The organism is Variovorax sp. HJSM1_2 (assembly GCF_049316285.1).
Lineage (GTDB): Bacteria > Pseudomonadota > Gammaproteobacteria > Burkholderiales > Burkholderiaceae_C > Rhodoferax_B.
Genome location: NZ_JBMOXA010000001.1, coordinates 348511 through 367722 on the forward strand (window position 1 = coordinate 348511; position 19212 = coordinate 367722).

At 59.5% G+C, this 19212-nt stretch carries 17 protein-coding genes; 14 read left to right on the forward strand and 3 right to left on the reverse strand.

Features of this window, described 5'->3' with window-relative positions; genetic code table 11:
* Positions 1–3 precede the first annotated feature (3 nt).
* The 14 genes from ACFQ95_RS01590 to ACFQ95_RS01655 are packed head-to-tail and all read left to right on the forward strand — an operon-like array spanning position 4 to position 14531.
* Entirely contained in the window at positions 4–1257 is a 1254-nt protein-coding gene (locus tag ACFQ95_RS01590) for an NADH-quinone oxidoreductase subunit D (RefSeq protein WP_422829031.1), read from the forward strand.
* Positions 1254–1808, forward strand: coding sequence for an NADH-quinone oxidoreductase subunit NuoE (nuoE, locus tag ACFQ95_RS01595; RefSeq protein WP_422829032.1), 555 nt, complete (start codon positions 1254–1256; stop codon positions 1806–1808). Before ACFQ95_RS01590 ends, nuoE begins: the two co-directional genes overlap by 4 nt.
* Complete coding sequence (nuoF, locus tag ACFQ95_RS01600; protein ID WP_422829033.1) at positions 1805–3169, forward strand: NADH-quinone oxidoreductase subunit NuoF; 1365 nt, start codon at positions 1805–1807, stop codon at positions 3167–3169. Before nuoE ends, nuoF begins: the two co-directional genes overlap by 4 nt.
* A gap of 14 nt (positions 3170–3183) precedes the next feature.
* On the forward strand, positions 3184–5355 hold the full coding sequence (gene nuoG / locus ACFQ95_RS01605; protein ID WP_422829034.1) for an NADH-quinone oxidoreductase subunit NuoG: 2172 nt from the start codon (positions 3184–3186) through the stop codon (positions 5353–5355).
* A complete protein-coding gene (gene nuoH, locus ACFQ95_RS01610; RefSeq protein WP_422829035.1) occupies positions 5352–6428 on the forward strand; it encodes an NADH-quinone oxidoreductase subunit NuoH in 1077 nt (358 codons plus the stop codon). The genes nuoG and nuoH overlap by 4 nt, the downstream gene beginning before the upstream one ends.
* 12 nt (positions 6429–6440) lie before the next feature.
* Positions 6441–6938, forward strand: coding sequence for an NADH-quinone oxidoreductase subunit NuoI (gene nuoI, locus ACFQ95_RS01615; RefSeq protein WP_422829036.1), 498 nt, complete (start codon positions 6441–6443; stop codon positions 6936–6938).
* Positions 6939–6988: 50 nt separating this feature from the next.
* Positions 6989–7663, forward strand: a complete 675-nt coding sequence (locus ACFQ95_RS01620; protein ID WP_422829037.1) for an NADH-quinone oxidoreductase subunit J — start codon at positions 6989–6991, stop codon at positions 7661–7663.
* Complete coding sequence (nuoK, locus tag ACFQ95_RS01625) at positions 7660–7968, forward strand: NADH-quinone oxidoreductase subunit NuoK (protein WP_422829038.1); 309 nt, start codon at positions 7660–7662, stop codon at positions 7966–7968. Before ACFQ95_RS01620 ends, nuoK begins: the two co-directional genes overlap by 4 nt.
* A 24-nt stretch (positions 7969–7992) precedes the next feature.
* Positions 7993–10035, forward strand: a complete 2043-nt coding sequence (gene nuoL / locus ACFQ95_RS01630; RefSeq protein WP_422829039.1) for an NADH-quinone oxidoreductase subunit L — start codon at positions 7993–7995, stop codon at positions 10033–10035.
* Between the two features lie 13 nt (positions 10036–10048).
* Positions 10049–11527 carry an NADH-quinone oxidoreductase subunit M gene (locus ACFQ95_RS01635; protein WP_422829040.1) on the forward strand — a complete coding sequence of 493 codons (1479 nt, stop codon included), beginning with the start codon at positions 10049–10051 and terminating at the stop codon, positions 11525–11527.
* Between the two features lie 27 nt (positions 11528–11554).
* Positions 11555–13042: an NADH-quinone oxidoreductase subunit NuoN gene (gene nuoN, locus ACFQ95_RS01640; RefSeq protein WP_422829041.1), complete on the forward strand. Its 1488-nt coding sequence runs from the start codon at positions 11555–11557 to the stop codon at positions 13040–13042.
* Between the two features lie 24 nt (positions 13043–13066).
* Positions 13067–13369: a DUF2818 family protein gene (locus tag ACFQ95_RS01645; protein WP_422829042.1), complete on the forward strand. Its 303-nt coding sequence runs from the start codon at positions 13067–13069 to the stop codon at positions 13367–13369.
* A gap of 45 nt (positions 13370–13414) precedes the next feature.
* A complete protein-coding gene (locus ACFQ95_RS01650; RefSeq protein WP_422829043.1) occupies positions 13415–13993 on the forward strand; it encodes an NUDIX domain-containing protein in 579 nt (192 codons plus the stop codon).
* A 28-nt stretch (positions 13994–14021) separates the two neighbouring features.
* A complete protein-coding gene (locus ACFQ95_RS01655) occupies positions 14022–14531 on the forward strand; it encodes a DUF1178 family protein (protein ID WP_422829044.1) in 510 nt (169 codons plus the stop codon).
* A 74-nt stretch (positions 14532–14605) separates the two neighbouring features.
* On the opposite strand, the gene ACFQ95_RS01660 is transcribed toward ACFQ95_RS01655, so the two are convergent.
* The 3 genes from ACFQ95_RS01660 to ACFQ95_RS01670 form a co-directional block, all read right to left on the reverse strand.
* Positions 14606–15925, reverse strand: coding sequence for a Glu/Leu/Phe/Val family dehydrogenase (locus tag ACFQ95_RS01660; RefSeq protein ID WP_422829045.1), 1320 nt, complete (start codon positions 15923–15925; stop codon positions 14606–14608).
* Between the two features lie 161 nt (positions 15926–16086).
* Positions 16087–18321, reverse strand: coding sequence for a YccS family putative transporter (gene yccS / locus ACFQ95_RS01665; RefSeq protein ID WP_422829046.1), 2235 nt, complete (start codon positions 18319–18321; stop codon positions 16087–16089).
* A gap of 193 nt (positions 18322–18514) precedes the next feature.
* Positions 18515–19153, reverse strand: coding sequence for a nitroreductase family protein (locus ACFQ95_RS01670; RefSeq protein ID WP_422829047.1), 639 nt, complete (start codon positions 19151–19153; stop codon positions 18515–18517).
* Between the last annotated feature and the right edge of the window lie 59 nt (positions 19154–19212).

Sequence of the window (19212 nt, forward strand, 5' to 3'; positions counted from 1 at the left end):
ATCATGGCAGAGATTAAAAACTACACCCTCAATTTCGGTCCGCAACACCCGGCTGCACACGGCGTGTTGCGTCTGGTGCTTGAGTTGGACGGCGAAGTGGTCCAGCGCGCGGACCCACACATCGGTTTGTTGCACCGTGCCACGGAAAAGCTGGCCGAGAGCAAGACCTTCATCCAGTCCTTGCCCTATATGGACCGTTTGGACTACGTGTCCATGATGTCCAACGAGCATGCTTACTGCTTGGCGATCGAGAAGCTGCTGGGCCTGGAAGTGCCCATCCGCGCGCAATACATCCGTGTGATGTTTGCCGAAATCACGCGTATGTTGAACCACCTGATGTGGCTCGGTTCGCACGGCAACGATTGCGGTAGCTCGACGATTCTGATCTACGCTTTCCGCGAGCGTGAAGATCTGTTTGACATTTACGAAGCTGTGTCGGGTGCGCGTATGCATGCGGCCTATTTCCGTCCAGGTGGCGTCTACCGCGACCTGCCGGACACCATGCCGCAGTACAAGGTCAGCAAGATCAAGAACGCCAAGGCCTTGGCTGCCATGAATGAAAACCGCCAAGGCAGCTTGCTGGACTTCATTGACGACTTCACCAAGCGTTTCCCCACCTATCTTGAGGAATACCACACGCTGTTGACCGAGAACCGTATCTGGAAGCAGCGTACGGTCGGCATCGGCGTCATGGACGCCGATCGTGCACTGAACCTCGGCTTGAGTGGCCCGATGTTGCGTGGCTCTGGTGTGGCTTGGGATCTGCGCAAGAAGCAGCCGTACGATGCGTACGACAAAATCGACTTCGACATTCCCGTCGGCAAGACCGGCGATTGCTACGACCGCTACCTCGTCCGTATGGAAGAGCTCAAGCAGTCCAACCGCATCATCAAGCAATGTGTCGACTGGTTGCGTGTCAACCCCGGACCGGTCATCACGGACAACCACAAGGTGGCTTCGCCATCGCGTGAATCCATGAAGTCCAACATGGAAGAGTTGATTCACCATTTCAAGCTCTTCACCGAAGGTTTCCACGTGCCTGAAGGCGAGGCTTATGCCGCTGTGGAACATCCAAAGGGCGAGTTTGGTATTTACCTGATCAGCGACGGCGCCAACAAGCCTTATCGCTTGAAGATTCGTCCACCGGGATTCGTGCACCTGGCTGCCCTGGACGAAATGTCGCGCGGCCACATGATTGCGGACGCGGTGGCCATCATTGGCACGCTGGACATCGTGTTCGGAGAAATTGATCGATGAGTAGCCCACAACATACTGAAGCAGCCGTCACCTTGTCGGCTGAGGTGTTGGCGTTGTTTGCCAAAGAAGTCGCCAAGTACCCCGCAGAGCAAAAACAATCTGCGGTGATGGCCTGCCTGACGATTGCGCAAAAAGAACACGGTTTTGTGAGCCAGGACATAGAGCGCCAGATTGCCGATTACCTCGGCATGCCGCAGATCGCCGTGCACGAAGTCACTACGTTCTACAACATGTACAACCAACACGCCGTTGGCAAGTACAAGCTGAACGTTTGTACCAACCTGCCGTGCCTGTTGCGCGACGGTGGCAAAGCGCTGAAGCATCTGGAGCACAAGCTCCACATCGAAATGGGTGGCACCACGCCCGACGGCATGTTCACGCTGCAGCAATCTGAATGTCTCGGCGCCTGCGCCGATTCCCCGGTGATGCTGGTGAATGACTTGACGATGTGCAGCTTCATGTCCAACGAAAAACTGGACCAACTGGTCGACGGATTGCGCGCCGCAGAAGCCGCGCAATCCGGTGCAGGCCGTTCGGAAGGGCAAGCATGAATTCACAACAGGTATTGGCCCAATTTCAGGCCACGGGTGTGCAAACGTGTTTTCACGATCGTCACATCAACCCTCAGATCTACGCTGGTCTGAACGGCAGCAACTGGCGCCTCAAGGACTATGAGGCACGTGGCGGCTACCAGGCGCTGCGCAAGATACTCGGCAAAGACGGCGTGGCCGGCAATGAGGCCGGTCTGACGCAGGACCAGGTGATTGGTACGGTCAAAGAATCCGGTCTGCGTGGCCGCGGTGGCGCGGGTTTCCCCACGGGCTTGAAGTGGAGCTTCATGCCGCGCCAGTTCCCTGGACAAAAGCACCTGGTCTGCAATTCGGACGAAGGTGAACCCGGCACCTGCAAGGACCGCGACATTCTGCAATTCAATCCACACATCGTGATTGAAGGCATGATCATCGCTGCCTATGCCATGGGCATCAGCCTGGGCTACAACTACATCCACGGCGAAATCTTCCAAACCTACCAACGCTTTGAAGAAGCTCTGGAAGAGGCGCGTGCCGCAGGTTATCTGGGTGATGCCATCCTGGGCAGCAGCTTCAACTTCCAACTGCATGCGGCCCATGGTTTTGGCGCCTACATCTGCGGCGAAGAAACCGCCTTGCTCGAATCGCTAGAAGGCAAGAAGGGCCAACCACGCTTCAAGCCGCCGTTCCCGGCCAGCTTTGGCCTGTATGGCAAACCCACCACCATCAACAACACCGAAACCTTCGCGGCCGTGCCGTGGATCATTCGCAATGGTGGTGCGGCCTATCTGGAATGTGGCAAGCCGAACAACGGCGGCACCAAGATCTTCTCGGTGTCGGGTGACGTCGAATTGCCTGGCAACTACGAAGTGCCTATGGGCACGGCGTTCTCCAAGCTGCTGGAACTCGCCGGTGGTGTGCGCAAGGGCCGCCAGCTGAAGGCGGTGATTCCTGGTGGATCGTCGGCGCCGGTGCTGCCTGCGTCCATCATGATGGAATGCACCATGGACTACGACTCCATCGCCAAGGCCGGCTCCATGCTGGGCTCGGGCGCGGTGATTGTCATGGACGACAGCCGTTGTATGGTGGAGAGCCTCAAGCGTCTGTCCTACTTCTACATGCACGAGTCGTGTGGCCAGTGCACCCCTTGCCGCGAAGGCACGGGCTGGTTGTGGCGCTTGGTGGACCGTATCCACCGCGGCGAAGGACGTCCCACGGATCTGGACTTGCTGAACTCCGTGGCCGACAACATTCAAGGCCGCACGATTTGCGCATTGGGTGACGCAGCGGCCATGCCGGTGCGCGCCATGATCAAGCACTTCCGCCCAGAGTTCGAAGCCATGATCTCTAAGAGCGCGCGTCCATTGGCTGAATCGGTCTGAGTGCGAGAAAAAATATGGTTGAAATAGAACTCGATGGACAGAAGGTAGAGGTTGCCGAAGGCAGCATGGTGATGCATGCAGCCGACAAGGCCGGCACTTACATCCCCCACTTCTGTTACCACAAGAAATTGAGCATCGCGGCCAACTGCCGCATGTGCCTGGTCGATGTGGAAAAGGCTCCCAAGCCTATGCCCGCCTGCGCCACCCCGGTGACGCAAGGCATGATTGTGCGGACCAAGACGCCCAAGGCGATCAAGGCGCAGCAGTCGGTGATGGAATTCCTGCTGATCAACCACCCATTGGATTGCCCGATTTGCGATCAGGGTGGTGAATGCCAGTTGCAAGACTTGGCAGTTGGGTATGGTGGCTCGACTTCGCGATATCAAGAAGAGAAACGGGTTGTGTTCCACAAGGACGTCGGCCCGCTGATCTCCATGGAAGAAATGAGCCGCTGCATTCACTGCACACGCTGCGTCCGTTTTGGTCAGGAAGTGGCCGGCGTGATGGAGCTGGGCATGATCCATCGCGGTGAGCACTCGGAAATCACCACCGTGTTGAACGACACCGTGGACTCCGAACTGTCGGGCAACATGATAGACATCTGCCCCGTGGGTGCGTTGACCAGCAAGCCTTTTCGCTATAGCGCACGTACCTGGGAGTTGGGCCGCCGCAAGTCGGTCAGCCCGCACGATTCCACCGGCGCCAACCTGATTGTTCAAGTGAAGAACAACAAGGTCATGCGTGTGGTGCCGTTCGAAAACGACGCCATCAACGAATGCTGGATTGCCGACCGCGACCGTTTCTCCTACGAAGCGCTGAACAGCGACCAACGCCTGACCCAGCCCATGCTGAAGCAGGGCGGTGAGTGGAAGACCGTCGACTGGCAGACCGCCCTCGAATACGTGGCCACTGGCCTGCGTCAGATTTCCGCCGACCATGGCGCTGCGAGCCTGGGCCTGTTGGCCAGCCCGCACAGCACGCTGGAAGAACTGGCTTTGGCCGGCAAACTGGTGCGCGGCCTGGGCAGCGAAAACATCGACTACCGTCTGCGTCACGCCGAGTTTGCCGCCGCCACGGGCAAGGCCCAATGGCTGGGCACAACGATTGCCTCGCTGTCGACGCTGCAACAAGTGCTGGTCGTGGGCTCCAACCTGCGCAAGGACCATCCGCTGTTTGCACAGCGTATTCGCCAGGCCACACGCAAGGGCGGCCGCGTTCAGGTGCTGAACGACCAGGCCAGCGACTGGGCCATGAGCATCGCCAACGAGGTTGTGGCACCGGCTGCCAACTGGGTGGGAATGCTCGCGGGTATCGCGGCTGCCATCGGCGCTGAAACCGGCGCAATGCCACCCGTGGCGGGCACCGCTGACGAAGCCGCCACGCGCATCGCCAAGGCCTTGTTGTCCGGCGAACGCAAAGCCATTTTGCTGGGTAATGCAGCCGCACACCATGCCAAGGCATCCAGCCTGTTGGCTCTGGCCACCTGGATTGCCGGCCAAGCTGGTGCCACGGTGGGTTACCTGACCGAAGCCGCCAACACGGTTGGTGCGCAATTGGTGGGTGCCGTGCCTGGTGCCAATGGTCAAAATGCCGGCGAGATGCTGGCCGGTGGCCTGAAGGCTGTGGTGTTGCTCAACACCGAGCCGCAGTTTGACGCTGCCAACGGCCGCGCGGCCCTGGCCGGCTTGAACAAGGCCCAAATGGTGGTCACGCTCAGCCCGTTCAAGGCCAACCTGGACATCAGCGACGTGTTGCTGCCGATTGCCCCATTCACCGAAACCTCGGGTACGTTTGTGAATGCCGAAGGCCATGTGCAAAGCTTCCACGCCGTGGTCAAACCACTGGGCGAAACCCGTCCAGGCTGGAAGGTATTGCGTGTTCTGGGTAACTTGCTGGGCTTGCCGGGTTTCGACTACGAGTCGTCGCAAGATGTCTTGTCGAAATTGGCTATTACGCAAGCTGGTGTTGCCAAGGTTGCTACGGATTTGTTGTCCAACAGCACGGCCAATGGCGCCATCGACACGGCACCTGCGGCCGGCACGCCAGCCGTCGCCAGCATTTACCAACTCGACGGCATTGTGCGGCGTGCCGCATCGTTGCAAATGACGGCCGACGGCCGTGCCGGCAACGGCTTCAGTGGCGTCAGCGGTTCAGTTGAAGTACAGCAAGAGGAGACCGTTGCATGATCGACGCCATCTACAACGGCGGTTTGCATCTGGTAGGGCAGACGTGGTGGGCCACCATCGCATGGCCCGTGATCTGGAATCTGCTGAAGATCATCCTGGTATTGGCGCCACTGATGGGCGCCGTGGCCTACCTCACACTGTGGGAACGTAAGCTGCTGGGTTGGATTCAAGTGCGCCACGGCCCCAACCGTGTTGGTCCTCTGGGTCTGCTGCAGCCTATCGCGGATGCGCTGAAGCTGCTCACCAAGGAAATGATCAACCCCACGGCGGCCAGTCCTGGCCTGTTCCGTCTGGGTCCTATCCTGGCCATCATGCCGGCGCTGGCGGCCTGGGTGGCGGTTCCTTTCGGCCCGGATACAGTGTTGGCCAACGTCAACGCCGGCCTGCTGCTGATCATGGCGATCACCTCGATCGAGGTTTACGGCGTGATCATTGCCGGCTGGGCTTCCAACTCGAAATACGCCTTCCTTGGCGCGTTGCGTGCTTCGGCGCAAATGGTGAGTTACGAAATCGCCATGGGCTTCTGCCTGGTGATCGTCATCATGGTGTCGGGCAGTTTGCAGCTGGGCGAGGTGGTGGCGGTGCAAGGCCGTGGCATGGGTGCCGACATGGGACTGGGATTCCTGTCCTGGAACTGGCTGCCGCTGTTGCCCATCTTTGCTGTGTATGTGATCTCGGGTGTGGCCGAAACCAACCGTCACCCGTTTGACGTGGTCGAAGGCGAAGCCGAAATCGTGGCCGGCCACATGGTCGAGTACTCGGGCATGGGCTTCGCCATCTTCTTCCTGGCCGAATACGCCAGCATGTGGTTGATTTCTATCCTGGCGGCACTGATGTTCCTGGGCGGCTGGCTTTCGCCGGTAGCCTTCCTGGACTTCATTCCCGGCTGGATCTGGCTTGGCCTGAAGACATTCTTTGTCGTGTCTTTGTTCATCTGGATTCGTGGCACGTTCCCACGGTTCCGTTACGACCAGATCATGCGCTTGGGCTGGAAGATTTTCATTCCAGTCACGCTGGTGTGGCTGGTCGTGGTTGGAGCGTGGATGCACACCTCCTTCAACATTTGGAAGTAAGTGGGGCTAGCGATGACCGCAGTAGCATCTGTTAAAGATTTTGTCTCCAGTTTCATGCTGGCCGAGTTGTTCAAGGGCATGGCCCTGACCGGCAAGTACATGTTCAAACGCAAGGTGACGGTGCAATTCCCCGAGGAAAAGACACCGATCTCGCCGCGTTTCCGTGGCCTGCACGCGTTGCGCCGTTATGAAAATGGCGAAGAGCGTTGCATCGCTTGCAAGCTGTGCGAAGCCGTGTGCCCAGCCATGGCCATCACGATCGAGTCCGATGTGCGTGACGACGGCTCGCGCCGCACCACGCGTTACGACATCGATCTGACCAAGTGCATCTTTTGTGGCTTCTGCGAAGAAAGCTGCCCGGTGGACTCCATCGTCGAAACGCACATCTTCGAATACCACGGTGAAAAGCGCGGCGACCTGTACTTCACCAAGGACATGCTGTTGGCCGTTGGCGATCGCTACGAAACCGAAATCGCAGCTGCCAAGGCGGCAGATGCCAAGTACCGCTGATACCGCTGACGAAACGCTGATGAGCGCTCACTTGCAAAAAGACCCACCCCATGGATGTTAAGACCGGTTTCTTCTACTTGTTCTCGATCGTGCTGCTGTTCGCAGCCTTTCGGGTCATTACCGCCCGCAATCCGGTGCACGCTGTGTTGTACCTGATGCTGGCGTTCTCCCAGGCGTCTGCCGTGTGGCTGTTGCTGCGCGCCGAATTCCTGGCGATCACCCTGGTGCTGGTGTACCTGGGTGCCGTGATGGTGCTGTTCTTGTTTGTGGTGATGATGCTGGACATCGACGTTGACAGCATGCGCCGTGGTTTCTGGAAACACTTCCCGTTGGCTGCCATCATCGGTGTGATCATTGCGCTGGAGATGACCTATGTGCTGATGGGCGGCTTCCGCGATGCACCACAAAACGTGGCCGCAGCGGCAGGGCAGGTGGCCAACACCAAGGAGCTTGGCATCCTGCTCTACACCGAGTACCTGTTCCCGCTGGAAATCGCAGCCGTGATTCTGCTGGTGGCCATGATTGCCGCCATTGCCTTGACGCTGCGCCAACGCAAGGACACCAAGTTTGTCAGCGTGAGCGACCAGGTGCGTGTGCGTGCCAGAGACCGCCTGAATGTGGTCAACGTCGCCTCGACCAAACCTCCAGTGGCTCCCGTCGCCGCTGAAGCCGAGGCAACACCTGCAACCCCGGCACCGGCTGCCACCGCGGAGAAAAAAGCATGACCCTGTCGCTCGGACATTTCCTCTCGCTTGGCGCGATGTTGTTCGCCATGTCGGTCATCGGTATTTTCCTGAACCGCAAGAACCTGATCGTGCTGCTGATGGCCATCGAATTGATGCTGTTGGCGGTCAATATGAACTTCGTTGCGTTCTCCCACTATCTGGGTGACTTGCACGGCCAACTGTTCGTGTTCTTCATTCTGACGGTGGCCGCCGCAGAGTCCGCCATAGGCTTGGCGATTCTCGTGCTCCTATTCCGTAACAAGTCCAGCATCAATGTGGACGAACTCAACTCGCTCAAGGGTTGAGCCAGACGGTTCAACAATTAAAAAATGAGTCAAACACTCTCAGCAGCAACATTGTTGGCGGTTCCGCTCGCGCCCCTGGCTGGCGCGTTGCTGGCCGGTATTTTGGGCACCCAGTTCGGCGGCAACAAGTTCGGCCGACGCGCCTGCCACAGCCTCACCATCCTGGGCGTTTTCATCGCCTTCGTGATCTCGGCGATGACGCTGAAAAGCGTGGCCGTGGACGGCGCGCGTTTCAACGAAACGCTCTACACCTGGATGACGGTTGGCAACCTGAAGATGGAAGTCGGCTTCCTGGTGGACGGCCTGACCGCCATGATGATGGTGGTGGTGACCTTTGTGTCGCTGATGGTGCACATCTACACCATTGGCTACATGCAGGAAGACGAAGGCTACAACCGCTTCTTCTCGTACATCTCGCTGTTCACGTTCTCGATGTTGATGCTTGTCATGAGCAACAACATGCTGCAACTGTTCTTCGGCTGGGAAGCCGTGGGCCTGGTGTCCTACCTGCTGATCGGTTTCTGGTTCAACAAACCTTCGGCCATCTTTGCCAACATGAAAGCCTTCCTGGTCAACCGTGTGGGTGACTTCGGCTTCATCCTCGGCATTGGTCTGTTGGCGGCCTATGCCGGTACGCTGAACTACTCCGAAACCTTTGCCAAGGCAGGCGAGTTGGGCGGCATGAGCTTCCCCGGCACCGACTGGATGCTGATCACCGTTATCTGTATCTGCCTGTTCATCGGCGCCATGGGTAAGTCGGCTCAGTTTCCCTTGCACGTCTGGCTGCCGGACTCCATGGAAGGCCCAACCCCGATTTCCGCACTGATCCACGCCGCCACCATGGTGACGGCAGGTATCTTCATGGTGGCGCGTATGTCGCCACTGTTCGAGCTCAGCGATACGGCCTTGAACTTCATCATGGTGATAGGCGCCATCACGGCACTGTTCATGGGCTTTCTGGGCATCATCCAGAACGACATCAAACGTGTGGTGGCCTATTCCACGCTGTCGCAGCTGGGTTATATGACGGTGGCCCTGGGTGCCTCGGCCTACTCGGTAGCCGTGTTCCACTTGATGACCCACGCGTTCTTCAAGGCCTTGTTGTTCCTGGGCGCAGGCTCGGTGATCATGGGTGTGCACCACAACCAGGACATCCGTTGGATGGGCGGCCTGCGCAAGTACATGCCTATCACCTGGATCACGTCCTTGCTCGGTTCGCTGGCCTTGATCGGCACACCTTTCTTCTCGGGCTTCTACTCGAAGGACAGCATCATCGAAGCGGTGCACGAGACCCATCTGCCCGGTACCAGCTTTGCGTACTTTGCCGTGATGGCCGGCGTGTTCATCACCGCGTTCTACTCGTTCCGCATGTACTTCCTGGTGTTCCACGGCAAAGAGCGCTTTGACCAGAACCCTGACGCACACCACGGCCATGATGACCACCACGCCCACGACGATCACGGCCATGGTCACCACCATGCCCACAAGCCACACGAGTCGCCATGGGTCGTGACCCTGCCGCTGATCTTGTTGGCGATTCCATCTGTCATCGTCGGTTTCATCTTCATCGAACCGATGTTGTTCGGCGACTTCTTCCGCGACGCGATTTTTGTCGATGGTGAAAAACACCACGCCATGGAAGGCTTGAAGGAGATCTTCCACGGTGCCGCAGGCATGGCCATCCATGGTCTGCAGACGCCTCCTTTCTGGTTGGCCCTGGCCGGTGTCGTGACCTCGTACTACATGTACATGATCAACCCCGCGCTGCCTGCTGCCATCAAACGCATCTTCAGCCCGATCTACACCTTGTTGGAAAACAAGTACTACCTCGACTGGTTCAACGAAAACGTCCTGGCCCGTGGTGCACGTGGTCTGGGGACCTTGTTCTGGAAGGTCGGCGACCGTTTCCTGATCGACGGTATGGTGGTCAACGGTTCCTGGAAAGTTGTGGGCATGGTCTCCAGCGTGGTGCGCTGGTTCCAAACCGGCTTTATCTACCACTACGCTTTGGTCATGATCCTCGGTGTGTTTGGTCTGATGACGTATTTCCTGTTGTTCAACAACTAGAGGCAGAAGAAAAATGGGATTGTTGAGCCTTTCAATTTGGACACCGATCTTTTTTGGTGTCGTGCTGCTCGCGCTGGGACGCGACGAACACGCCAAGGCGGTGCGCTGGTTTGCCCTGATTGGCGCCGTCATCAGCTTGCTGGTGACCTTGCCGCTGTACAGCGGTTTTCAACTCGGCACCTCCGAGATGCAGTTTGTCGAAAACGCAAGCTGGATTCCGCGCTTCAACGTCAACTACCACCTGGGCGTGGACGGTTTGTCGATGTGGTTTGTGCTGCTGACGGCCTTCATCAACGTCATCGTGGTGATCGCCGGCTGGGAAGTGATCACCCAGCGCGTGAACCAATACATGGGTGCGTTCCTGATTTTGAGCGGCCTGATGATTGGTGTGTTTGCCGCACTCGACGGCATTCTGTTCTACGTGTTCTTCGAAGCCACGCTGATCCCTATGTACCTGATCATCGGCATCTGGGGCGGCCCGAACAAGATCTACGCGGCTTTCAAGTTCTTCCTCTACACCTTGCTCGGCTCTTTGCTGATGCTGGTGGCGCTGATCTTCCTGTACACCAAGTCGGGTGGTAGCTTCGATATCGCCACCTGGCACAAGCTGCCGCTGGATAGCCGTTCGCAAACGCTGCTGTTCTTCGCCTTCTTCGCCGCTTTTGCGGTGAAGGTGCCGATGTTCCCGGTGCACACCTGGCTGCCAGACGTGCACGTGGAAGCGCCTACCGGTGGTTCCGCCGTGCTGGCGGCCATCATGCTGAAGCTGGGTGCTTACGGTTTCCTGCGTTTCTCCATGCCCATTGCCCCTGACGCTGCTCGCGAATGGGCCTGGTTGATGATTGCCTTGTCGCTGATCGCCGTGGTCTACGTCGGTCTGGTCGCCATGGTGCAGCAGGACATGAAAAAGCTGGTGGCTTATTCGTCCGTGGCCCACATGGGTTTCGTGACGCTGGGCTTCTTCATCTTCAACGACCTGGGTGTGTCCGGCGGTTTGGTGCAGATGATTGCGCACGGCTTTGTGTCGGGCGCGATGTTCCTGTCCATCGGTGTGTTGTACGACCGTGTGCACTCGCGTGAGATCGCCGATTACGGTGGCGTGGTCAACACCATGCCCAAGTTTGCCGCGTTTGCGTTGTTGTTCACCATGGCCAACAGTGGCCTGCCTGGCACCGCCGGTTTTATTGGCGAGTGGATGGTGATTCTGGGCGCTGTGCGCGCCAATTTCTGGATCGGCCTGGGTGCTGCCACGGCCTTGATCTTCGGTGCTGCCTATTCCTTGTGGATGTTCAAGCGGGTCTACCTGGGCCCCGTGACCAATGACCACGTGAAAGAGCTGACCGACATCAACGCCCGCGAATTCTTCATGTTGGCTTTGTTGGCCATCGCTGTGCTGGCCATGGGTTTGTACCCCAAGCCATTCACCGATGTGATGGACGCTTCGGTCGCAGACCTGCTGAAGCACGTGGCCCTTTCCAAACTGCCAAACTGAACTGACCCGCTGGATTGAGAGAATAAGATGATTGACAAACTCAGTTTGATCACGGTTTATCCAGAGATATTTTTGCTGGTGATGGCCTGTGTCATTACCTTGGTCGATCTGGGCGTGAAAAGCCCACGCCGCACGCTGACCTATGTGTTGACCATGTTGACCCTGGCCGTCGTGGCTGTTTGGTTCGCCGACCGTGCCATGAACGGCACAACGGTTTACGCCTTCGGCAACATGCTGGTGAGTGATGCCATGGGCAATTGGCTCAAGTGCTTTGCCACCATCGCCGTGATGGTCACGCTGGTGTATGGCCGCCCCTATTCGGGCGATCGCGACATGCTGCGCGGTGGTGAGATCTTCTCGCTGAGCATGTTCTCGCTGCTGGGCATGTTCTCCATGATCTCCGGCAACCACTTCCTGGTGATCTACCTGGGCCTGGAATTGCTGACGCTGTCGAGCTACGCCCTGGTCGCTTTGCGCCGCGACAATGCAGTCGCCAGCGAAGCCGCGATGAAGTACTTTGTGCTGGGTGCATTGGCTTCAGGCTTCCTGCTCTATGGCCTGTCCATGATGTATGGCGCCACCGGCAGCCTGAACATTGGTGAAGTGCTCAAGGCCATAGGCTCTGGCCAGGTCAAACACCAGGTGCTGGTGTTCGGTTTGGTCTTCGTGGTCGCTGGCCTGGCCTTCAAGCTGGGTGTGGTGCCATTCCACATGTGGATTCCTGACGTTTACCAAGGTGCGCCTACTTCGGTCACCTTGATGATCGGCGGCGCGCCCAAGCTCGCGGCGTTCGCCATCGTCTTCCGGCTGTTGATCGAAGGCATGCTGCCGCTGGCGATTGACTGGCAACAGATGCTGGTGGTGTTGGCCGTGTGTTCATTGGCCCTGGGCAACATGGCTGCTATTGCACAAACCAATCTGAAGCGCATGCTGGCGTACTCGACCATTTCGCAAATGGGCTTTGTGCTGTTGGGCTTGCTGGCCGGTGTGATCAACGGCAATGTGGCCGGTATTGAAAACGCCTACAGCTCGGCGATGTTCTACGTGGTCACCTACGTGTTGACCACGCTGGCCGGTTTCGGCGTGATTCTGCTGCTGGCCCGCGAGGGTTTTGAAAGCGAAGAAATCTCCGATCTGTCGGGCCTGAACGAACGCAGCCCCTTGTACGCGGCCGTGATGGCGATCTGCCTGTTCTCCATGGCAGGCATTCCACCCATGGTTGGTTTTTACGCCAAGCTGTCCGTGCTGCAAGCCTTGATCTCGTCAGGCTCCACGGCGCACATCGTGTTGGCGGTGTTTGCGGTGGTGATGTCGCTGATCGGCGCCTTCTATTACCTGCGGGTGGTCAAGGTGATGTATTTCGACGCCCCCATTACGGCCACCACCGTGTCGGCGCCGTTGGACGTGCGTGCGGTGTTGTCGCTCAACGGCGCCATGGTGTTGTTGCTCGGCATCTTGCCTGGCGGCCTGATGACCTTGTGCGCCAAGGCCATCGTGCTGGCCCTGGGCACCTAAGCTGTTTTTCACCGAGGTGGTTGTATGAACCAGTCCGCCTCGGTTTGGCTTGTTGTCATGCTGGCGCTGGTGGCCGCAAACCTGCCATGTTTCAGCCAGCGCCTGTTTCTTTTCATCCGCCTGCAAAAGCCCAAATCGCTGGGCTTGCGCCTGCTGGAGCTGCTGGTGTATTACTTCGCGGTCGGCCTGCTTGGCCTGGCCCTTGAACAACACCTGGGGCAAATAGCGCCCCAAGGCTGGGAGTTCTATGCCGTCACCGGCACACTGTTCCTGACGCTGGCCTTTCCCGGCTTTGTCTACCGCTACCTGCTGAAACACGCGCGCTGACGTTGCGTCGTGGGCGCTGGTCTTTTCGACCTGAAGTTAAAACACATGACCAACGCAGATCAACACCTCATCGAACACCTCAGCTCCCGCGAAGAACTGCTGACCGGCAACTTTTTGCATGTGCGCCGCGACACCGTTCGCCTGCCCAACCAGCGCAGCGCCACGCGCGAGTACATCCAGCACTCGGGAGCCGTGATGGTGATTCCGCTGCTGGACGATGGCCGCGTGGTGCTGGAACGCCAGTTCCGCTACCCCATAGGCAAGGTGCTGATCGAGTTTCCTGCCGGCAAGATCGACGCCGGTGAGGACCCGCTACGCTGCGGCCAACGCGAGTTGCTAGAAGAAACTGGCTACACCGCCAAAGAGTGGGCCTACGCGGGTGAGTTGCATCCGGTAGTGGCGTATTCCACCGAGGCGATCCAGGTCTTTTTTGCGCGCGGCCTGACGCTGGGGCAACGCAAACTCGACGAAGGTGAATTCCTCGATGTGTTCACCGCCTCGCAGGCGGAGCTGCTGGAGTGGTGCCTGAGCGGCAAGGTCACCGATAGCAAAACCCTTGCGGGCATGCTGTGGTTGCAGAATTACAGCCTGGGCGCACGGGCTTTACAGTGGCAACCGGCCTAGCCAGAGAACGCTGCAGGATAATTCAGGCATGAAAGTGCTTGATTTACAGTGTGCACACAGCCATGTGTTTGAAGGTTGGTTTGGCTCGGACGACGAGTTCCAAAGCCAGCTGGCGCGCGGCTTGATCGAGTGCCCCATGTGTGGCGACAGCAGCATCGTCAAACGCCTCAGTGCACCGCGCCTGAATCTGAGTGCCTCACGCGAGTCGCGTGGCTTGCCTGAGTCGCGTACCGAGTCGCGTGATGCACGAGCCGAGACAGAAGCGTCCAAATCAGCGCCTCAGGAGGTAGTGCCCGCCAACCAGGCCCCAGCCGCGCTGCAGCAAGCCTGGATGCAGGCCGTGCGCCACGTGATGGCCAACACCGAGGATGTGGGCAACCGGTTTGCCGAAGAAGCTCGGCGCATCCACTACGGCGAAGTCGAAGACCGCAACATCCGCGGCAAGGCCAGCCCCAAAGAGACCGCCGCCTTGCTGGAAGAAGGCATTGCCGTGATGCCGCTCGCCATTCCCGACGCGTTGAAAGAGCCGCTGCAGTAAACCTGCGCGGTAAAAACAAAAGGCCCCGAGGGGCCTTTTGTTTTTTGGGGACTACGCTGGGCGAGGTCAGCGCATCAAGGGTACAGGCCGCGCAGTTCGCGGGTGTGCAGAATGCGTTTGCAAGCCACGATAAACGTTGCGGTACGCAAACTCACCTTGTGGTCGTTTGATACTTGCCAGATCGCCGTAAACGCGTCGCGCATCACCTTCACCAAACGGGCGTTGATCTCGTCTTCATCCCAGAAGAAGCTCGAGAAGTCTTGCACCCACTCAAAGTAGCTCACGGTCACGCCACCGGCGTTGGCGATCACGTCGGGTAGCACCAGGATGTTGCGCTCGTGCAGGATGTCGTCGGCCTCTGGCGTGGTGGGGCCGTTGGCGCCTTCGATGATCATCTTGGCCTGGATGCGGCCGGCGTTGGTTTTGGTGATTTGCTGCTCAAGGGCTGCGGGGATCAAGATGTCGCAAGGCACTTCCCAGAACTTGTCGTTGGCCAGTACTTCGGCGTCTTTGAAGCCGCCTACGCTGCCGTGCTCGGCCACGTGGCGCAGCAGGGCAGGCACGTCCAGACCGGCTTCGCGGTAGATGGTGCCGCCGTGGTCTTGCACAGCCACCACGCGGGCGCCGGCTTCAGCAAACAGCTTGCCGGCCACACCGCCCACGTTACCGAAACCTTGCACGGCCACACGTGCCTTGGACACGTCCATGCCAATGTGTTTGGCGGCTTCCACGCCCACGGTGAACACGCCACGGCCAGTGGCTTCGCGGCGGCCCAGCGAGCCACCCAGGTCCACCGGCTTGCCGGTGACCACGCCGGTGGCGGTGGAGCCTTGGTTCATGGAGTAGGTGTCCATCATCCAGGCCATGATCTGGTCATTGGTGTTGACGTCGGGCGCGGGAATGTCCTTGTTCGGGCCGATGATGATGCCGATCTCGCTGGTGTAGCGGCGTGTCATACGCTCCAGTTCGCCGCGCGACAGCGTCTTCGGGTCGACACGGATGCCGCCCTTGGCGCCGCCATAGGGCACGTTCACCGCAGCGTTCTTGACCGACATCCAGGCCGACAGCGCCATCACTTCCGACAGCGTGACGTCCTGGTGGAAACGCACACCGCCCTTGCCCGGGCCGCGCGAAGTGTTGTGCTGCACGCGGTAGCCTTCGAAGTGGGCCACGCTGCCGTCGTCGAGGTGAATCGGCACATCGACAATCAAGATGCGCTTGGGGCGTTTGAGCGTTTCAACCCAGCGAGCGAGGTTGCCCAGGTAGGGCTCCACGCGATCGACCTGCTGCAGAAAAATACCCCAGGGGCCGACGTGGTCGGCGTTCAGGTAAGAGGGCAGCGGATGCGCGGTAGGCGCAGGCAAATGTGCTGGGTTGGATGGCTTGCTTGACATACAAATCCTTGTGGGATGACGAGAAGCCGCAAGCTTATGCCGCTGCTCGCACGATGTCTAACGCCAGCTTGTCAGGGATGTATGCGCAAGTTGCATAACATCCGGGCACGCTTTCACATGGATTAAATGCTAGGGGCTGCGCGACTGGAAATCGCCTAAAACTAGCTTGGTTGCGGTGGTGAAACAACGACCTCTGATACGCCCTCAGGCGCTTGCATTTGCAGCAGCCGCGCAGCCTGCAAACGCAGCGGTGCCAGCAGTTGGCCGATGTGCAGCAACTGCGTTTGTACCACCTGGTGCACCGGTTCCGCGTCTGCCATGCCTTGCGGCAACGCTTGCAGCTGCGTGAGCAATGCGGCTTCTTCAGCGCTGGCCGGTGGCACGGGCTGACGCTTGGCCAGGCTTTCGCTGAGTTGCAGCAGCACCGCGCTGATGTGTGTGGTGGCCTGCTGCAGCGCGGCAGGCCCCGCCGCTTCCTGCATTTGTTCGCGGTGGGCACCAAGTGCGGAAAGATAGTTCAAAAGTGTGTGCGACAGCAGCAGAAAACGCAGCGCGCCATCGCCGCTGCCTTGCACAAAGCCGGGTTCCTGGTAGAGGTTGAACAGCGCAGTGGAGAACGCCGCATCGGCGTTGTGTGCATTGCGCCGCGCCAGGCGATAGGCCAGGTCGTCGCGCTTGCCACTGTGGTACTGGGCCATGATGGCGCGCAGGTAGCTGGCGCAGCAGGCCATGGCGCGTGCGCCGACTTCGTGCATGCGCCGGCCCTGCCAATCGGGCAGCACCAGGAACATGGCCACACCGGCAATCAGGCTGCCGAGCACGGTGTCCACCAGACGCGGCAAGATGAGCACGTGGCCATCGCCAATCTGGTTGAAACACAGCAACACCAGCAGCGTGATGGCCGCCGTGCCCAGGGTGTAGCGGCGCGTGCGGCTGGCAAAAAACACCACACCGGCGATCACCGCAAAAATCGACTGCAGCAGCAGGCTGGGGAACAGGGTGAACAAGGCCCAGCCCGCGACCAGGCCCAGCAGCGTGCCTATGATGCGTTGCACCATACGCTTGCGTGTGGCGCCATAGGTTTGCTGGCAGACAAACAGCGTGGTCAGCATGATCCAGTAGCCCTGGCTGGCGTGTATCCAATGCAGCAGGCCATAACCCGCGGCCAGCGCCAGGCTCAGGCGCACGGCGTGGCGAAACAACGGGGTGTTGGGCGTGAGCTGCAGGCGCACACGGTCCCAGGCGTCGCGCAGTGATTGCGGCGAGCGGTCAAGCAGGCTTTCGTCGTCTGTGCCGGCTTCCTGTTCGTTCGAGCTGGCACGGGCCAGGCGGGCTTCAAGCTTGCCTAGGTTTTTCGCCAGGGCGGTCAACGAGCCCAGCAGCGACAACCAGCGTTGCGACGGCTGGGTGATGGTGTCTTCGAGATGGACCAGTGCGTCCTGCAAGTCGTGCAGCGCCTGGGCGCTGGCCGGGCCTTTGTCTATGGGGCGGTTCAACAGAATGTCTTGCCCTATGCGCGCACACGCCGAGCCCTGTAGCGATAGCAGGCGCTGGCAACGAAACAACACATCGCTGTGGAAAAACGCTTCCGTGAGTTCGCTGTAGGGCGAGTGTGAAGAACTGGCGCGTTCGTGCACGTCCTGGGCAATGAAATACAGCCGCAGGTAATGCTGCATGCGTTGGCTGGGGGCGCTGCCCAGGCGGCTCAGAATGGTTTCCTTGGCGCTGTTGAGTGCGCCCACCACTTCGCCGTTGCGTTGCGCCAGGCCCAGGCGTTTGACCTCGTGGTCTATGCCGCGCACGGGCTCGAACAACGAGGCCTTCAGGCGCAAATACTGCCCCAGGGTTTGGTAGAGGCTGGCCAGGTGCTGCTGCACCGGCTGGTGCGGAAACAGCGCACACCACAACACCGACAACAGGCCATACCAGGCCGCGCCCGACAACAGCAGCACCGGCTCCAGCCAAAACACATGCGCGCTGCCGGACGTGCGCTGGTGGTCCATGCCAATCATGGTGTAGAGCGACAAGATCAAGGAGCCATAGGCAATGGCTTTGTAGCGCGGGCTGATGGCACCCAGCATGGTGAGACAAAACGTGGCGACCAGCAGGCCGCAGACAAACAGCCAGGGCCGGTCAAACATGGCCTGCACCGCAAACGCCGTGAGCGCAAAACACAGCAGCGTGACCAGCAGTGCGCGCAGGCGGCCGCGCCAGTTGTCATCGGTCTCGGCCAGCGCGCAGGCGATGGTGCCCAGGTACACCGGCATCACCAGTGCCATCTGGTCGGTCAGCCAGCCCAATGCCATGGTGGCGCTCAAGGCGATCAGGATGCGCAGGCTGTAGGGAAAAGAGTCGACCGCCCAGAGTTGGCGTGTGAGGTGGCGCAAAGAGAGCATGAGACGAGGCTGAACGGGCTTGGAATGGCGCTGCAATATCCGAGCCTACCGCTATTTAGGGCGATTCAAACCGTCAGCCGTTCTGAATGGCTTTCGCGATGAGGGATGTGTGGGCCGCGTGACGATTTCGCAACAGGCGGCGGCTGGATCTGAGCGGCTCCAGGTCGCTAGTGCCAAAAGGCTAGACGCGGCCTCAAAGCGTTTCCGTCTGGCCTGCATTCAGCAGTGACGCATCGGGCGCCCATTCGCGCACGAAGCGCTGCCGTGCAGGCCGCTCCACATGTGGCGCGGCTTCCTTGGGTGTGCCTATGTAGAGAAAGCCGATCAACGCGTCGGTGGCGGCAAAGCCCAGTGCCGTTTTCACGCGCGCGTCATGGCTGTTCAAGCCCGTGGCCCAGAAGCCACCATAGCCCAAAAGATGCAGGCCATTGAGCAGGTTCATGGCGGCAGCGCCCACGGCCAGCAGTTGCTCGCTCTGCGGCACTTTGTGGCCGGGCCGCAGGTGTGCGCCCATGGCGATCAGCAGCGGTGCGGCCATGGCTTTGTGGCGAAAGCGTTCAGCGTCGCCTTGCGGGTCTCCGTGTGGATCACGAGCCTTGGCCGCCTGCACAAAAACTTCGCCCAGCGCCTGGCGTGCCTCGCCGCGCACCACGACAAAGCGCCAGGGCTGCAACTGCCCGTGGTCCGGGGCGCGCAGCGCGAGGTCAAGTACCTGGTCGAGTTCGGCCTGGGATGGCGCCGGCTCGGTGAGCGGCCAGCGGGATTGCCGGGACATCAGCAGTTGGAGCGCACTTTGCTGAGAGCTTGGGGTGGTGTGTGGTGCCGAGGTCATGCGGGACAGTCTTTCGTCAGATCGGGTGCGGCGTGTAAGACCGTGTTCAAGGTCTAAGC

What these genes read in the sequence shown, in the direction of transcription:
- ACFQ95_RS01590 (WP_422829031.1), top strand. Translation starts at nt 4, where the DNA reads ATGGCAGAGATTAAAAACTACACCCTCAATTTCGGTCCGCAACACCCG.
- nuoE (WP_422829032.1), top strand. Translation starts at nt 1,254, where the DNA reads ATGAGTAGCCCACAACATACTGAAGCAGCCGTCACCTTGTCGGCTGAG.
- nuoF (WP_422829033.1), top strand. Translation starts at nt 1,805, where the DNA reads ATGAATTCACAACAGGTATTGGCCCAATTTCAGGCCACGGGTGTGCAA.
- nuoG (WP_422829034.1), top strand. Translation starts at nt 3,184, where the DNA reads ATGGTTGAAATAGAACTCGATGGACAGAAGGTAGAGGTTGCCGAAGGC.
- nuoH (WP_422829035.1), top strand. Translation starts at nt 5,352, where the DNA reads ATGATCGACGCCATCTACAACGGCGGTTTGCATCTGGTAGGGCAGACG.
- nuoI (WP_422829036.1), top strand. Translation starts at nt 6,441, where the DNA reads ATGACCGCAGTAGCATCTGTTAAAGATTTTGTCTCCAGTTTCATGCTG.
- ACFQ95_RS01620 (WP_422829037.1), top strand. Translation starts at nt 6,989, where the DNA reads ATGGATGTTAAGACCGGTTTCTTCTACTTGTTCTCGATCGTGCTGCTG.
- nuoK (WP_422829038.1), top strand. Translation starts at nt 7,660, where the DNA reads ATGACCCTGTCGCTCGGACATTTCCTCTCGCTTGGCGCGATGTTGTTC.
- nuoL (WP_422829039.1), top strand. Translation starts at nt 7,993, where the DNA reads ATGAGTCAAACACTCTCAGCAGCAACATTGTTGGCGGTTCCGCTCGCG.
- ACFQ95_RS01635 (WP_422829040.1), top strand. Translation starts at nt 10,049, where the DNA reads ATGGGATTGTTGAGCCTTTCAATTTGGACACCGATCTTTTTTGGTGTC.
- nuoN (WP_422829041.1), top strand. Translation starts at nt 11,555, where the DNA reads ATGATTGACAAACTCAGTTTGATCACGGTTTATCCAGAGATATTTTTG.
- ACFQ95_RS01645 (WP_422829042.1), top strand. Translation starts at nt 13,067, where the DNA reads ATGAACCAGTCCGCCTCGGTTTGGCTTGTTGTCATGCTGGCGCTGGTG.
- ACFQ95_RS01650 (WP_422829043.1), top strand. Translation starts at nt 13,415, where the DNA reads ATGACCAACGCAGATCAACACCTCATCGAACACCTCAGCTCCCGCGAA.
- ACFQ95_RS01655 (WP_422829044.1), top strand. Translation starts at nt 14,022, where the DNA reads ATGAAAGTGCTTGATTTACAGTGTGCACACAGCCATGTGTTTGAAGGT.
- ACFQ95_RS01660 (WP_422829045.1), bottom strand. Translation starts at nt 15,925, where the DNA reads ATGTCAAGCAAGCCATCCAACCCAGCACATTTGCCTGCGCCTACCGCG.
- yccS (WP_422829046.1), bottom strand. Translation starts at nt 18,321, where the DNA reads ATGCTCTCTTTGCGCCACCTCACACGCCAACTCTGGGCGGTCGACTCT.
- ACFQ95_RS01670 (WP_422829047.1), bottom strand. Translation starts at nt 19,153, where the DNA reads ATGACCTCGGCACCACACACCACCCCAAGCTCTCAGCAAAGTGCGCTC.